Raw genomic sequence first — 13,645 nt, 5'->3', positions numbered from 1 at the left:
TCCGATTGTTATTGGGTTATCTGATTTTTAGAGTTATTGCTCTAGAAGTCAATGCAATCGTTGACAGAAGAAGGGGGTCAAACGGGCCATGTTTTCATGCATAAAAAAACCGGAGGTGGTTAACCTCCGGTTTTGTTTGAAATTTCGATAACTTTTCTAGTTTGTCATGGCCGCCAGTTTGCGTTTGGCTTCTTCGCCAATATCTCCTCCAGCCTCGGCCGCTGCCGAATAATAACGGATGGCCTCATCCTGGCGATCTTGTTCTTTAGAAATGTCACCTAGACGCAGGTAAGCGATTGACGTTGGTACCACTTGGTTTGCGCGTTCAAGGTGGCCCTTTGCTTTAGCGAGGTTGTTCAGGGCCAATTCGTTCAGGCCATTATGCAGCTGGTATTGAAACATTTCGGGGTATAGGGATACCGCTTTATCGAAATCTGCACGTGCCTTTTCGGGTTCATTCTGTTTTTTATAGATCCGACCACGTAGGGCATAAAACATCGCCTCTCGAGGCTCTGCTTTGATGGCGCTGTTGATTGAGGTTAAAGCTCCGCTGAAGTCACCCTCGGAAGCCAGCTTCAGGGCCTTGTCGTGTGCGTCGTAGGCAGGTTGTAGCTTCTTGATCATGGCAATTCGCCGTTGGTAAACCTCTGTGCCCCGGTAACCACCAGCACCGACTTTCTGAACAAGTTCTTGATTCGCTTGCACGCGCTTTGCGGAGGGCGGGTGGCTGGCGAATAAACCGTTTAGCCAGCTCGATTGCTTACCTTCGGATAAAGATAGGAAAAGCTCTTGTAGCTCGACCGCGGCTTGAGGGTCGTAGCCGGCCGCTTTCATGTATTTAATTCCGTAGGCGTCAGACTCCAGCTCATCACCCTGGCCGTACTGCGCGAGTGCCAATTGAGCACCCACAGCCGCGCCTCCCATAATCAGTCCGGCCCACTCGTTATCGGACATCGCCATTCCGATTCCCGCCATGCCCGCGCTGATTAACATGCCTTGCTGCATGCGCTGAACACTGTGCCGCGCGGCGGCGTGAACAATTTCGTGGCCGAGTACAGAGGCCAGCTGCGCTTCGTCATCCAGCTTCGCCAGCAGGCCGCGGTTAATCGCAATCTTGCCTCCCGGCAATGCCCAGGCATTCGGTACGCTGCTGTTTAACACGACGAAGTCATAAGGCAGGTCGGGGCGGTCGCTTACCTGTGCCATTTTCTTTCCGACTTCCCGTACATACACCGTGAGCTCAGGATCTAAATAAAACTGGCCGCCTTGTGTTTGTTGAGTGGGCACGTATTGCTCAGCACCTAGTGACAGCTCCTGACTTTCGGGAATCAAGGCCAGCTGGCGTTCGCCGGTAACCGGGTTGACTGCGCATCCGGTGAGCGTTGACAGCATTGCCAGAATAATAATCAAGCTGGGCAAGTTTCCTGATTTCACGCATGACTCCTTGGTGGTACGAGTGTTCGTTCCTTTTGAACGAAAAGTGGTCAAGTAGACCGCATTTTATAGCACAATCGCGGCATTATGCCGTATTGCGTTGGCTGTGAAGTGGCCGAAAAAGCCGCCTTGGCGTATTATATTGGAACGTTTTTACCGCATTTCTACTAGCCCGGACTCAAAAGCATCCAATGACACATTACTTAGACCTATTGGCGTTGCTCTGGTTTCTAGTTTGTTGGGTTGGTTATACCTGGTACTCCAGAAACCGCGCCAATACCCGTTCGTGCTTGTCAAATACGCTCGATTTATATCGTGAGGACTGGATGCGGGTCATGCTTAAGCGCGACAACCGCATCGCCGATACTTCTGCGGTTGGCAATCTTGAGCGAAACGGGGCGTTTTTCGCGTCCAGCTGTTTGTTGATTTTGGCGGGTCTTATCACCGCTTTAGGCTATACCAGCGAGGCCATGGAGGTTTTTGCCACCATGCCTTTCAGCATCGTACCCACCCGCGCGGTTTGGGAGTTGAGGTTGGTGGTTTTGCTGGTGGTGTTTGTTTACGCCTTCTTTAAATTTACGTGGGCGATGAGGATGTACAATTTTGTCGCCGTCATGATTGGCAGTGCTCCTTTGGCGGGTGACACCAAAATAAGCCCCGCTGCCAGAGAAGCCTTCGCCTGTAACGCCGGTAAGATCTGTAATCTGGCGGGGGATGCCTTCAACTTGGGGCTTCGTTCTTATTACTATGCACTTGCTGTCGTGGTTGGCTTTATCCACCCTCTGGCTTTTATTGCTGCTTCAACTCTGGTGGTCATCGTACTGTATCGCCGCGAATTCCACTCCGATGCTCTCAACGCACTGCGCGACGGTAAGGTTTTTGAAGAAGCCATACCGGTGCAGCAGGGCGCGGATACAAAGACGAAAAACTGATCTGCAGGACCTCCCTGAATGAATGATGAAACCCGAATTGACCGGGTAACCCGGTTTATAGGCACTTTGAACCAGGCAAAGGAGTTAGGGCTGGTCGCGAGAGAAGTGGGTGACGGATATTTGGTTCTGGAACTGCCGTACAGCGATAAGATTATTGGTAATCCTGATACCGGCGTGATTCATGGCGGCGCGATCACCACGCTGATGGATACCACGTCTGGCTCGGTGATGATCTGCGCGCTGGATGAATTCGAGCTGTGCCCGACGCTGGATTTGCGTGTTGACTACATGCGCCCGGCAGAGCCAAGGAAACCTGTATTTGCGCGAGCAGAAACCTACAAAGTGACGCGGAATATTATCTTTACCCGTTGTGTTGCTTATCAGGAGGGTGGGGAGATTATTGCCAACTGTGTGGGCACGTTTATGCGTATCGGTAAAGAGGCCAGCCCGAAGTCCTATCGAGATCTGATTACCGGAGGAGAGGAATGACCAGTCCGGAAATTTTGAAGTACACTCAGCAAACGGGTGACTTTTCCCGAATGCTGGATAGCGTTCCGTACGCAAAGTGGATTGGCTTGCAGTGTGACCGTTTCGGGGATGATTTGATTTTCCGCCTGCCGGTGAAAGAAGAAAATCTGGGCAACCCCATTTTGCCTGCTATTCATGGCGGCGTAATTGGTGGTTTCATGGAGATGTCGGCCGCCATTTACTTGATGATGTCTCAAGACACGCTGCGTATGCCCCGAATTATCGACTTTTCGTTGGATTATCTGCGTGCCGGTCTGAATCGCGAGACCTACGCTGAATGCCATTTGACCCGTCAGGGGAATCGGGTGGCGAACGTGATGATCACCGCTTGGCAAAAGTCCCGCTCCCAGCCCATTGCCACCGCACGGGCTCACTTTCTACTCGAAGACTGATTTTGCTTTCGCCGGGGTTGAAATCCCCCGCCGGGCCCCCATTTCTGAGTTCAGTCCACGCTGTATTGGTGTAAGCCCTCATGCGGGGATGCGCTTCCGAAACACGCCTCGAGACGTCCCTGTTCGGCTCGGGCTCCGCCATCCATGGCTCCGCACGGTTTCGGAAGCGCATCCCCGCATGAGGGCCCAAGCTCCATGCAGCTTTCGGCCTTTTACATAAGTCGGGTGGTGTGGTCGGGTAGCGGTTTCCAAAACCTTGCGTAGCCATGGATGGCGAAGCAGAGCGTACAAGGATGTATTTACAGCGTGTTTTGGAAACCGCTACCCGATCGCACCGCTCCACCGAACGTTAAATAGTAGGAGATAGCACAAGCCATGACGGTAGAAACCAATAAAGAGACCCTAGGATTCCAGACTGAAGTGAAGCAGCTGCTTCAGCTGATGATCCACTCTCTGTATTCCAATAAGGAAATCTTCCTTCGTGAGCTGATTTCCAACGCATCAGACGCCGAAGACAAACTGCGCTTCGCCGCCCTGAAAGATGATGCCCTGTTTGAAGGCGATTCCGAGCTGAAAATTCGGCTGGATTACGATAAAGACGCCGGCACCATCACCCTGACCGATAACGGTATCGGCATGAACCGCGATGACGTGGTAGCCAACCTGGGCACCATTGCCCGTTCTGGCACTGCTGAATTCCTCAAGCAGCTGTCTGGCGACGAAAAGAAAGACAGCAAGCTGATTGGTCAGTTTGGAGTGGGCTTCTACTCCGCATTTATCGTTGCTGACAAAGTTGACGTGTTCACCCGCCGTGCAGGCACCCCGGTAGAGGAGGGTGTGCATTGGTCGTCCAAAGGCGACGGTGAGTTCACCATCGAACAGGTCAGCCGTGACAAGCGCGGTACCGAGATTGTGCTGCACCTGAAACCGGATGCCACCGAATTCGCCGATGGCTGGAAGCTGCGTACTCTGGTGAAGAAGTACTCCGACCACATCTCCTTCCCGGTGGTTATGAAGTCCGAGAGCGAGGAAGAGGACAAGAAGGGCGAAGACGAAACCATCAACGATGCGACCGCTCTATGGACCCTGCCGCGTACAGAGATCAAAGACGAAGAGTACAAAGAGTTCTACAAGCACATCGCCCACGACTTTGAAGACCCGCTGACTTGGTCTCACAACAAAGTGGAAGGTAAGCTGGACTACACCAGCCTGCTTTACATTCCTAAGCGTGCTCCGTTTGATCTGTACAACCGTGAAGCGCCGCGCGGCCTGAAGCTGTACGTTCAGCGTGTGTTCATCATGGACGATGCCGAGCAGTTCCTGCCGTTGTACCTGCGCTTCACCAAAGGTGTGATCGATTCCAACGATCTGTCTCTGAACGTGTCTCGTGAGATTCTGCAGAACGACAGCACCGTGGAAAGTATTCGCACTGCTATGACCAAGCGTGTACTGGACATGCTGTCTAAGCTGGCCAAGAAGGATGCCGATGAATACCAGAGCTTCTGGAATGAGTTCGGTGCGGTTCTGAAAGAAGGCCCGGCTGAAGACTTCAGCAACAAAGAGAAGATTGCTGGCCTGTTGCGTTTTGCGTCTACTCATACCGGTGAAGCCACCCAGAATGTGTCTTTGGATGACTACATCAGCCGGATGAAAGAAGGTCAGAAGAAGATCTACTACATCACCGCTGATAACTTCGTGGCCGCCAAGAGCAGCCCGCACCTGGAAGTGTTCCGTAAGAAGGGCATCGAGGTTCTGATCCTGTCTGACCGTATCGACGAGTGGATGATGGGTTACCTCAACGAATACGACAGCAAACAGTTCCAGGACGTTGCTCGTGGTGATCTTGACTTGGGCGAAGTGGAAACCGAGGAAGATAAGAAGCAGCAGGAAGAAGCCGCTAAAGAGCACAAAGAGCTGACTGAGCGCATCAAGAAAGCCCTGGAAGACAGTGTTCAGGACGTGCGGGTAACCAACCGTCTGACCGACTCTCCGGCTTGTTTGGTGACCGGTGAGTTCGATATGGGCGCACAGATGAAGAAGATCATGGAGGCCGCTGGCCAGGCGGTGCCGGACAGCAAGCCGATCTTTGAAATCAACGTAGACCACCCGCTGGTTCAGCGTCTTGAAAGCGAGCAGGGCGAAGAACGTTTCGGTGAGCTTTCTGCCGTGTTGTTCGATCAAGCTACGCTGGCCAGCGGCGAGCAGCTGAAAGATCCCGGCGCTTATGTGAGCCGTTTGAACCGTTTGCTGCTCGAATTGGCCAACTGAGCTAGTTCCTAGATGCAGCAAATCATTGTGGACATCGCGATCAGCCCTGATGAATGGATTAAGTTCTATCAGGGCGTAGCGACCGATGTTCATGCCACGAGCCGGGACGGGCGTTCTGTCCGTTTCCCGGCGCGTATCCTCTCCAAGTTTTACCTTCGTGACGGCGTGCGAGGCACTTTTCGTATTCTGTTTGACGATGCCGGTAAGTTCTCCGCCATCGAAAGGCTCTGAGCGCTCCCGCGCTATTCCCCGCTAGGCAATTTCGATAAATCAAAGTTCGATAGACGTTCCCTATTCAGGCAGTAGTAAAGTTTCAAGCAGCGGCTACTGGGTGCTCTATAGTTAAGGTTACCCACACCAAGAAAACGACTTTTGCGAATGACGCAGAGAAGGAGAACCCAATGACCAAGAATAAAGCTGGCGGCCAATGCCCCGTGATGCACGGCGCGAACTCTACTGAAAGCGCAAATGTTATGAATTGGTGGCCGGAGGGGCTCAATCTCGACATCTTGCATCAGCACGATCGCAAAACTAATCCGCTCGGTGAGGACTTTGATTACCGCGAAGCGGTCAAAACACTCGATTTCGACGGAATCAAAAAAGACCTCCATGCCTTGATGACCGATAGCCAGGACTGGTGGCCGGCAGATTGGGGCCACTATGGTGGCTTTATGATTCGTATGGCCTGGCATGCTGCCGGCACCTACCGCATAGCCGACGGCCGTGGGGGCGCTGGCACCGGAAACCAGCGGTTCGCACCGCTAAACTCCTGGCCGGATAACGTAAGTCTCGATAAGGCCCGACGTTTGCTGTGGCCGGTCAAGAAAAAGTACGGCAACAAAATCAGTTGGGCTGACCTGATCGTTCTCGCTGGCACGGTGGCTTATGAATCTATGGGGCTGCCTTCTTATGGCTTTTCCTTTGGCCGGGAAGACATTTGGCATCCCGAGAAGGATATCTATTGGGGCGCCGAGAAAGAATGGCTCGCGCCGTCTGACGAACGTTATGAGGACGTTGATAAGCCAGACACAATGGAGAACCCGCTTGCGGCCGTTCAGATGGGCTTGATCTACGTAAACCCTGAAGGCGTGAACGGTAAGTCTGACCCGCTCAAGACCGCCGAGCAGGTGCGTGTAACCTTTGCCCGTATGGCGATGGACGATGAAGAAACCGCAGCACTGACGGCCGGAGGGCACACTGTTGGTAAGTGTCATGGCAACGGTGATGCGGGGGCGCTTGGCCCGGAGCCGGAAGCCGCAGATGTTGAAGAGCAAGGGTTCGGCTGGCGCAACCCTGATATGAAAGGGAAGGCGAGCCGGGCAGTGAGCTCCGGCATCGAAGGGGCCTGGACCACCAACCCAACCAAGTTTGATATGGGCTACTTCGAGCTCCTGTTTGGCTATGAGTGGGAGCTAAAGAAGAGTCCTGCTGGTGCTTCGCAGTGGGAGCCCATCAATATCAAGGAAGAGGATAAGCCGGTTGATGCCAGCGATCCTTCTGTACGCCACAACCCGATCATGACCGATGCGGATATGGCGATGAAGATGGACCCTAAGTATCGTGCGATCTGTGAAAAATTCAGGGCCGATCCGGAATACTTCAAAGACTGTTTTGCTCGTGCATGGTTCAAGCTGACTCATCGTGACTTGGGGCCAAAAGCGCGCTACATCGGTCCGGAAGTCCCGGCTGAAGATCTGATCTGGCAGGATCCTGTGCCTGCTGGCCGGACAGACTACTGCGAAGAAGCGGTGAAAGAAAAAATCGCCAAGAGCGGCTTGAGCTTGAGTGACATGGTCAGCACCGCTTGGGACAGCGCACGAACCTACCGTGGCTCGGACATGCGCGGAGGCGCCAACGGAGCACGGATTCGTTTGGCTCCGCAAAAAGATTGGGAAGGCAACGAACCAGCGCGCCTTGCCAAGGTACTAAAGGTCTACGAGAAAATTTCTGCTGATACTGGTGCTAGTGTGGCAGACGTGATCGTGCTAGGTGGTAGCGTGGGCATTGAGCAAGCAGCGAAAGCTGCGGGATACAGCGTCCGGGTGCCTTTCCTGAAAGGCCGGGGCGATGCCACTGACGCAATGACCGATGCCGAATCGTTCAAACCGCTGGAGCCCGTAGCCGATGCCTTCCGTAACTGGCTCAAAAAGGACTATGTGGTGAAGCCGGAGGAGTTGCTTCTTGATCGGGCCCAGCTGATGGGTCTTACCGCGCCTGAAATGACGGTATTGATTGGCGGTATGCGTATGCTTGGCGCCAACCATGGTGGTTCTAAGTTGGGTATGTTCACCGACCGCGGAGGCCAGCTGACGAATGACTTCTTCGTGAACCTAACCGATATGGGCAACACTTGGAAGCCAGCCGGCAAAAACCTCTATGAGATTTGTGATCGCAAAACTGACAAAGTGAAGTGGACTGCCAGCCGTGTGGACTTGGTGTTCGGGTCGAACTCGATCTTGCGCTCCTATGCCGAAGTCTATGCTCAGGACGACAACCAAGAGAAGTTCGTGAAAGACTTTGTGGCAGCCTGGGCCAAAGTCATGAACGCTGACCGTTTCGACGTGCAAAAGTAAGTTGCTCGTTAGAAGCCGGGCATTCCCGTAGGGGAGTGTCCGGCTACCAACTTCCCGCTAAATTCCTTACAATCCGCCCCGCCTGATTTTTGAACAGCCACATTCTGATTTTCTTCTTTCATTTTCTGGAGCCTTCATGCGAATCATCCTTGCCCCGATGGAAGGGCTGGTCGACGCACCTATCCGTGAAACCCTGACCAAAGTCGGCGGGATTGACCGGTGTGTTACTGAGTTTATTCGCGTGACTCAGGGCATGTTGCCACCCCGTATTTTCTACAAGTACGCTCCGGAATTACATAACCAATCTCTGACGCAAGTGGGTGTCCCGGTTGCGGTCCAACTTTTGGGGTCAGACCCCGAAATGATGGGGCGCCACGGCGCGAAAGCGGCCGAGTTAGGTGCTACGCAGGTAGACATCAACTTCGGTTGCCCCGCGAAGACGGTGAACCGGCACAAGGGCGGCTGTGTGCTGATGCGTGAGCCGGAGCTGATGTATGAAATTGCGGCAGGCGTGCGTAATGCTGTGCCTGCTCACGTACCGGTGACCGCCAAGATGCGTTTGGGTTATGACGACCGCTCCATGGGTGTTGCCTGTGGCCAGGCTTTGGAAGCCGCTGGCGCCTCCGAAATTGTGATTCACGCCCGTAGCAAGGTGGATGGCTATAAGCCGCCTGCCTACTGGGAAGAAATAGCCAAAGTTCGTGAAGCTGTGAGCAGCCATGTGATCGCCAATGGTGAAATCTGGACCGTTGATGACTATTGGCGCTGCCGTGAGGTGTCTGGCTGTGAAGATGTGATGATTGGTCGGGGCTTGATCGCCCGCCCGGACCTTGCAGCACAAATTAAAGCATCCCAGCGCGGCGAATCCTTGGAACCGATGACTTGGTCTGAAGCTGTCGCTTTGGTTCGTGAATACGCAACTGCGCTGCAAACCCGGCTGGAAGACAGGTTCGTGACGGGGCGGATTAAGCAGTGGCTTAATTTTCTGAGGCAAGGGTTCCCTGAGGCTGAGGCCTTGTGGCCCGAGGCGCGCAAACTCCGTGAAGTGGCACCTATGCTGGCCTGCCTTAACCAGCCTGCAACTGCCCGTGCCAAAGGCACGCAGGCTGCTTAAGGGGCCGCGTTTCGGGCTCTGGAGTTAGTTGTCGTTTTCCATATCGGGTGAATAACGGCCGGAGCGAGCCAGACCATTCAGGCGTGCGCGTTTTTTCAGGGCAGACTGTGCTTTTTCTCCATTAACCAGCTGTCCCGCCCAAGCCTTCTGAGCGGGTTCTTGCAGTGCTCGGCCATAGGAAAAGCTTAACTCCCAGGGCTGAGAGCCCAGGCTGTTTATCGCGTTCAGGTTCTCGGTTGATTCTTCCGGTGTTTGTCCGCCAGACAAAAACATAATACCCGGCACTGCCGCTGGGACGACTCGCCGGAAAACGCGCAGTGTCGCTTCAGCGACTTGTTCCGGAGTGGCTTTGCCTGCGTCCTTTCCGGGCGTCACCATGCTTGGCTTTAGTACCATCCACTCGAGTGTGACGTGGTGGCGATGAAGTGATTCGAACACTCTCAGCAAGACTTCTTCGCTTACCTGCGCCGCCCGTTCGATGGAGTGAGGGCCATCGATAAGCACTTCCGGCTCCACAATTGGCACAATGCCCGCAGCCTGACAGTCCGCGGCATAGCGTGCCAGCACCTCGGCATTGGCGTTGATCGCCTGATTGGAAGGCTGGGTGCCCGATATGTGGAATACACTCCGCCATTTTGCAAAGCGGGCTCCGAGGGCTTTGTAACGTTCCAGTCGGGCAGAAAGTCCATCCAATCCGTAAGTGATTTCATCACCGGGAGCATTCACTAATGGGCCTTTTCCGGCATCTACCTTGATGCCGGGCACTATGCCCTGATTTTCAAGAAGCTCGGGGATGGGAACATTATCAAGGCTCAACTGCTCCAGTGTTTCTTCGTAGAGAATAACGCCACTGATGTGATCAGCCAGATTCGGCGTGGAAAAAATCAGGCTTCGATACTCCCGCCGCGAAGCCTCTGTCGACTCTACACCTACGGCGGTAAACCGTTTGGCGATGGTAGGGGCGCTTTCATCAGCGGCCAGTATGCCTTTGTGCGTTTGCACCAAGTCTTTGATGGTTGTTTTTAGCTCGTCCTCGATGCTCATGGTGCCTCCTTGGGTTTGGTTCTCCTTATAGTCTAGTCGGTAAATTCGATACCCCTGACCTGAAATTGGCCCCGAAACACCTGACGTAATCTAATAGCGCGAGTAGTCTGTTGGTAAACAACAGAACGATAAGGTCATGGGAGGTTTATGATGAACATGCCTTCGTATAACGTTAAAAACGTAAAAAGGCGGGACTATATGTCTGTAACGCCGCCCGGATTTCAGCCTGTGGTGCGCAAGCCGGATTTTGATTTTCCGGAAGACCTACCTAAATACTGGTGGGATAACGATCCAGCCAAAACACTGCTGCTGGCGGCATTATCGGCCAGCTTCCCTCCTGGTGAGCGGTTCTTTATTGATTCGGTTCGGTACTATCAGGATCAAATCACGGACCCAGAACTGAAAAAGTCGATTCGAGCCTTTATTGGCCAAGAAGCCCATCATTCCAAAGAACATAAACTGATGAATGGTTTTCTGGAAGAAAAGGGCGTTGGCTTAGGTCGGATTGAGCGCGAAATTCAGTGGTTCATGGATTGGCTGCGCAAGCACCTTTCCCCCGAGCGTCAGTTAGCCCATACGGTCGCAGTGGAACACTTCACCGCTATGTTGTCCGAAGAGTTCCTGCTCAAATTTGATGCGCTTGAAGAGATGGACCCACGGATTGCGCCGGTTTGGGCCTGGCATGCGATTGAGGAAGCAGAGCACAAGGCCGTCGCTTTCGATGTTTATAAAAGTGTGGGCGGGAGTGAGTTTGCTCGAGTAACTGAAATGATGTTTGTCAGCGTGATGTTTCCACTCTTTGCTTCTCTTCACTTAGCGCAGCTAATGAAAGAAGAGGGTGAGCTGGGCAACCTGAAATCCTGGGCGGGTGCCGTTAATTATATGTGGGGCAAGCCGGGGATATTTCGCAAGATGATTCCATCGTACTTGAGGTATTACAGCCCCAATTTTCACCCGTGGAACCAAGACACGCGGGGTTTGTTGGAAAAGGCTAAGAAACGATGGCTGCCAGCTTCGCTTCGCGATTGAGTAAGGCTTTTTTACGCTCGATACCCCATCGGTAGCCACCCAGACCACCGTCAGATCGGACAACGCGGTGGCAGGGGATAATGACGGCTAGTTTATTCGCCCCGCACGCATTAGCCACCGCGCGCACCGCATCAGGTTTGCCAAGACTGGTTGCCAGTTCTGAATAGGTGACCCTCTTTCCTGGAGGGATGGACTTAAGACTCTCCCAGACGGCTCGTTGAAACGCCGTGCCCTCTAGGGCTAATGGATAGTCGAGAACACTTTCGGGGTTATCTATGACGTGCGCAATGCGCCTAAGCAGTTCAGCGCCAGCTTGGTTCGATTGCTCCAAGGTTTGATCCGGAAAGTGCCCTTGGAGCAGTGCCACTAGCTCTTCTTTACTGTCAGCCAGCTCAATGGCGCAAAGGCCCCGTTCGGACCAGCCGGCAATTAACCAGCCTAAGCCGCAGTGGGTGATGCCATAGTGCATCACCTCGTTAGGCCTGTAACTGCTTGTGCATGTTGAAGCGAAGGAACTGGACGCCCTTAATGGTTACCCGCTGCTCTTCAAGAACCTCAAAGCCGTGTTTTTCAAAGAAGGGGCGTGCGACAACGCTCGCTTCAGTTTGGAGTTCTTTGATGCCTTTCTTTTGAAGCTGCTTTTCGGCTTCTTGGTAAAGGGCGGAAGCAATGCCTTGGCGGGCGTAGTTTGGCGCGGTAAACACCAAATCTATGACTCCACTTGGCTCATAGGATATAAAGCCCGCAAGCGCATCACCGTCTTCAGCGACAAGTGTTTCCAGTGAGGCTAGCCGATCCTGCCATGTGTCCAGGTTTGGCGTTCGCGATGCCCATGCATAACGCTGGGTCTCGTCGTATGCGGCGGCCGTCAGTTCATGAACGGAGTCGGTAAACAGGCGAACGACCGGGCTCAGGTCTTTTATTCTATATTTGCGAATGGTGATCGAAGTGACTGTACTCATATCGTTTCAGTATCCACCTGTGTTGAAAAGCAGGTTGATGGCCAAGGCGCCGACCACTATTAGATTTAGCATACCGACAACTACAGGAAAATCCAGCGCTTTGACCGAGCGTCAGTTCCTGTTCTTTAATAACGAATAGATTTGGTAAGCGGCGGCATCGGCATCCGGGTAGCCGCGCTCTTGCTCCGCTTTAAAAAAGCGCGCTTCAACGGCAGTTGGGTCATCGAGGCCCTGCGCCCAGCGGCCAAGTAACGCTATCACGCGCTTTTCATCGTTACTTCGCAACCCCGGCCAGTAGACGTAGGGCACCAAGTCTGGATGGCTGATGAAGAACAATGCCGCCTCTTTGGGTTTTTCGGTGATGTCGCCACGCAGCCCTATGGTGAATGGCTGTCCGTCGCTCCCCAACAACGAGACGAGCAGCGAGTTATCGTTGTCGACATAACGGGCACTTGTTGGCGTGATGGGGGCCTCAAGGTCCGGCACTGAAGTAATGTAATACTGAAAGGCGATCAGCGCTGCCAGGATGGCAAGAAGGCCGGAAAGGGCAATAGATTTTACCATGATAGCGTACCGTCAAGAATGGATTGGTGAGGATGCTACGCAGCATGAAAATAAAAAGCCCGGAAACTCTCGTAACCGGGCTTTGCTTTTTATGCAGTGAGTGACCTCAACCGCATTTGCTATCGCCGCAGGATAGGCAAGTGGCACAACCGTCCATGACAATCACGGCCTTGGTGTTGCACTTGCCGCACATGGTGGCGTTGGCAGGGTAGTCGCTGCTGGTATCATCGTTGGTCGCGCTGCTGTGAGACGCTTCAAACTCGGCACGCTTTTCCGCCAAAATGCGCTTGGTGGTTTCGCTCATCTCGTCGCTTTCCAGCAGGCCGATGGCCTTCAGGTGCTTCTCGATAACGGCGCCAATTTCGGCAACCAGCGATGGCATGAACACGCCGCCTTTCTTGAAGTAACCGCCGTTCGGGTCGTACACGCTGCGCAGTTCCTCAACCAGGAACGTGAGGTCCCCGCCTTTGCGGAATACTGCAGAAATAACCCGGGTCAGAGCGATAACCCACTGGAAGTGTTCCATCGACTTGGAGTTGATGAACACTTCGTACGGCTGACGGCTTTCATGATCCGTGTCTTCGTTCAGCAGGATGTCATTGATCGTAATGTACATCGCGTGCTCCGCCACTGGCGGTTTGATCTTGTAGGTGGTTCCTAGCAAGAAGTCAGGCCGCTCGATGTATTCATTCATCTGAACCGGCTTGCTTTCTGGCTGCGCGGTGGTCGGGCCAGTGTTGCTGGTCTCTGTGTCGGCTTTTTTCACTCGGTAGCCGACAATTTGGTTGCTGATTTTAACTGTCAT

The 13,645-nt window shown here is 53.5% G+C and carries 14 protein-coding genes; 8 read left to right on the top strand and 6 right to left on the bottom strand.

Features of this window, described 5'->3' with window-relative positions; genetic code table 11:
• Positions 1 to 156: 156 nt before the first annotated feature.
• Positions 157 to 1,392, bottom strand: a complete 1,236-nt coding sequence (locus tag ACNQ6O_RS06400) for a M48 family metalloprotease (RefSeq protein WP_418052539.1) — start codon at positions 1,390 to 1,392, stop codon at positions 157 to 159.
• Between the two features lie 233 nt (positions 1,393 to 1,625).
• Between ACNQ6O_RS06400 and ACNQ6O_RS06395 the strand changes: the two genes are divergently transcribed.
• The 7 genes from ACNQ6O_RS06395 (at position 1,626) to ACNQ6O_RS06365 (ending at position 9,241) form a co-directional block, all read left to right on the top strand.
• Entirely contained in the window at positions 1,626 to 2,366 is a 741-nt protein-coding gene (locus ACNQ6O_RS06395; RefSeq protein WP_418052417.1) for a DUF599 domain-containing protein, read from the top strand.
• An 18-nt stretch (positions 2,367 to 2,384) separates the two neighbouring features.
• On the top strand, positions 2,385 to 2,855 hold the full coding sequence (locus ACNQ6O_RS06390; RefSeq protein ID WP_418052416.1) for a PaaI family thioesterase: 471 nt from the start codon (positions 2,385 to 2,387) through the stop codon (positions 2,853 to 2,855).
• On the top strand, positions 2,852 to 3,286 hold the full coding sequence (locus tag ACNQ6O_RS06385; RefSeq protein ID WP_199007359.1) for a PaaI family thioesterase: 435 nt from the start codon (positions 2,852 to 2,854) through the stop codon (positions 3,284 to 3,286). Before ACNQ6O_RS06390 ends, ACNQ6O_RS06385 begins: the two co-directional genes overlap by 4 nt.
• 375 nt (positions 3,287 to 3,661) lie before the next feature.
• A complete protein-coding gene (gene htpG / locus ACNQ6O_RS06380; protein WP_418052415.1) occupies positions 3,662 to 5,554 on the top strand; it encodes a molecular chaperone HtpG in 1,893 nt (630 codons plus the stop codon).
• A gap of 12 nt (positions 5,555 to 5,566) precedes the next feature.
• The gene (locus ACNQ6O_RS06375) at positions 5,567 to 5,785 is read left to right on the top strand and encodes a DUF2835 domain-containing protein (protein ID WP_418052414.1); all 219 of its coding nucleotides are present in this window, start codon (positions 5,567 to 5,569) and stop codon (positions 5,783 to 5,785) included.
• A 170-nt stretch (positions 5,786 to 5,955) separates the two neighbouring features.
• Entirely contained in the window at positions 5,956 to 8,127 is a 2,172-nt protein-coding gene (katG, locus tag ACNQ6O_RS06370; protein WP_418052413.1) for a catalase/peroxidase HPI, read from the top strand.
• Positions 8,128 to 8,263: 136 nt separating this feature from the next.
• A complete protein-coding gene (locus tag ACNQ6O_RS06365) occupies positions 8,264 to 9,241 on the top strand; it encodes a tRNA dihydrouridine synthase (RefSeq protein ID WP_418052412.1) in 978 nt (325 codons plus the stop codon).
• 24 nt (positions 9,242 to 9,265) lie between these two features.
• Here the strand turns inward: ACNQ6O_RS06365 and ACNQ6O_RS06360 are convergent, their stop codons facing one another.
• Entirely contained in the window at positions 9,266 to 10,285 is a 1,020-nt protein-coding gene (locus ACNQ6O_RS06360; RefSeq protein WP_418052411.1) for a class I fructose-bisphosphate aldolase, read from the bottom strand.
• A 198-nt stretch (positions 10,286 to 10,483) separates the two neighbouring features.
• On the opposite strand from ACNQ6O_RS06360, the gene ACNQ6O_RS06355 reads away from it, so the two are divergent.
• Positions 10,484 to 11,314, top strand: a complete 831-nt coding sequence (locus tag ACNQ6O_RS06355) for a metal-dependent hydrolase (RefSeq protein ID WP_418052410.1) — start codon at positions 10,484 to 10,486, stop codon at positions 11,312 to 11,314.
• Here ACNQ6O_RS06355 and ACNQ6O_RS06350 read toward each other — a convergent pair.
• The 4 genes from ACNQ6O_RS06350 to ACNQ6O_RS06335 form a co-directional block, all read right to left on the bottom strand.
• Positions 11,277 to 11,783, bottom strand: coding sequence for a methylated-DNA--[protein]-cysteine S-methyltransferase (locus ACNQ6O_RS06350; protein ID WP_418052409.1), 507 nt, complete (start codon positions 11,781 to 11,783; stop codon positions 11,277 to 11,279). The two genes, ACNQ6O_RS06355 and ACNQ6O_RS06350, sit on opposite strands and share 38 nt — an antisense overlap.
• A 7-nt stretch (positions 11,784 to 11,790) precedes the next feature.
• Positions 11,791 to 12,276: a GNAT family N-acetyltransferase gene (locus ACNQ6O_RS06345; RefSeq protein ID WP_418052408.1), complete on the bottom strand. Its 486-nt coding sequence runs from the start codon at positions 12,274 to 12,276 to the stop codon at positions 11,791 to 11,793.
• Between the two features lie 111 nt (positions 12,277 to 12,387).
• The gene (locus ACNQ6O_RS06340; protein WP_418052407.1) at positions 12,388 to 12,840 is read right to left on the bottom strand and encodes a hypothetical protein; all 453 of its coding nucleotides are present in this window, start codon (positions 12,838 to 12,840) and stop codon (positions 12,388 to 12,390) included.
• A gap of 106 nt (positions 12,841 to 12,946) precedes the next feature.
• Positions 12,947 to 13,645, bottom strand: a complete 699-nt coding sequence (locus ACNQ6O_RS06335) for an NrdJb (RefSeq protein ID WP_418052406.1) — start codon at positions 13,643 to 13,645, stop codon at positions 12,947 to 12,949.

This window comes from Marinobacter sp. SBS5, assembly GCF_048285575.1.
Classification (GTDB): domain Bacteria; phylum Pseudomonadota; class Gammaproteobacteria; order Pseudomonadales; family Oleiphilaceae; genus Marinobacter.
Note: the sequence above shows the minus strand (reverse complement) of the source record. Positions and strands in the feature narration are given on the sequence as shown.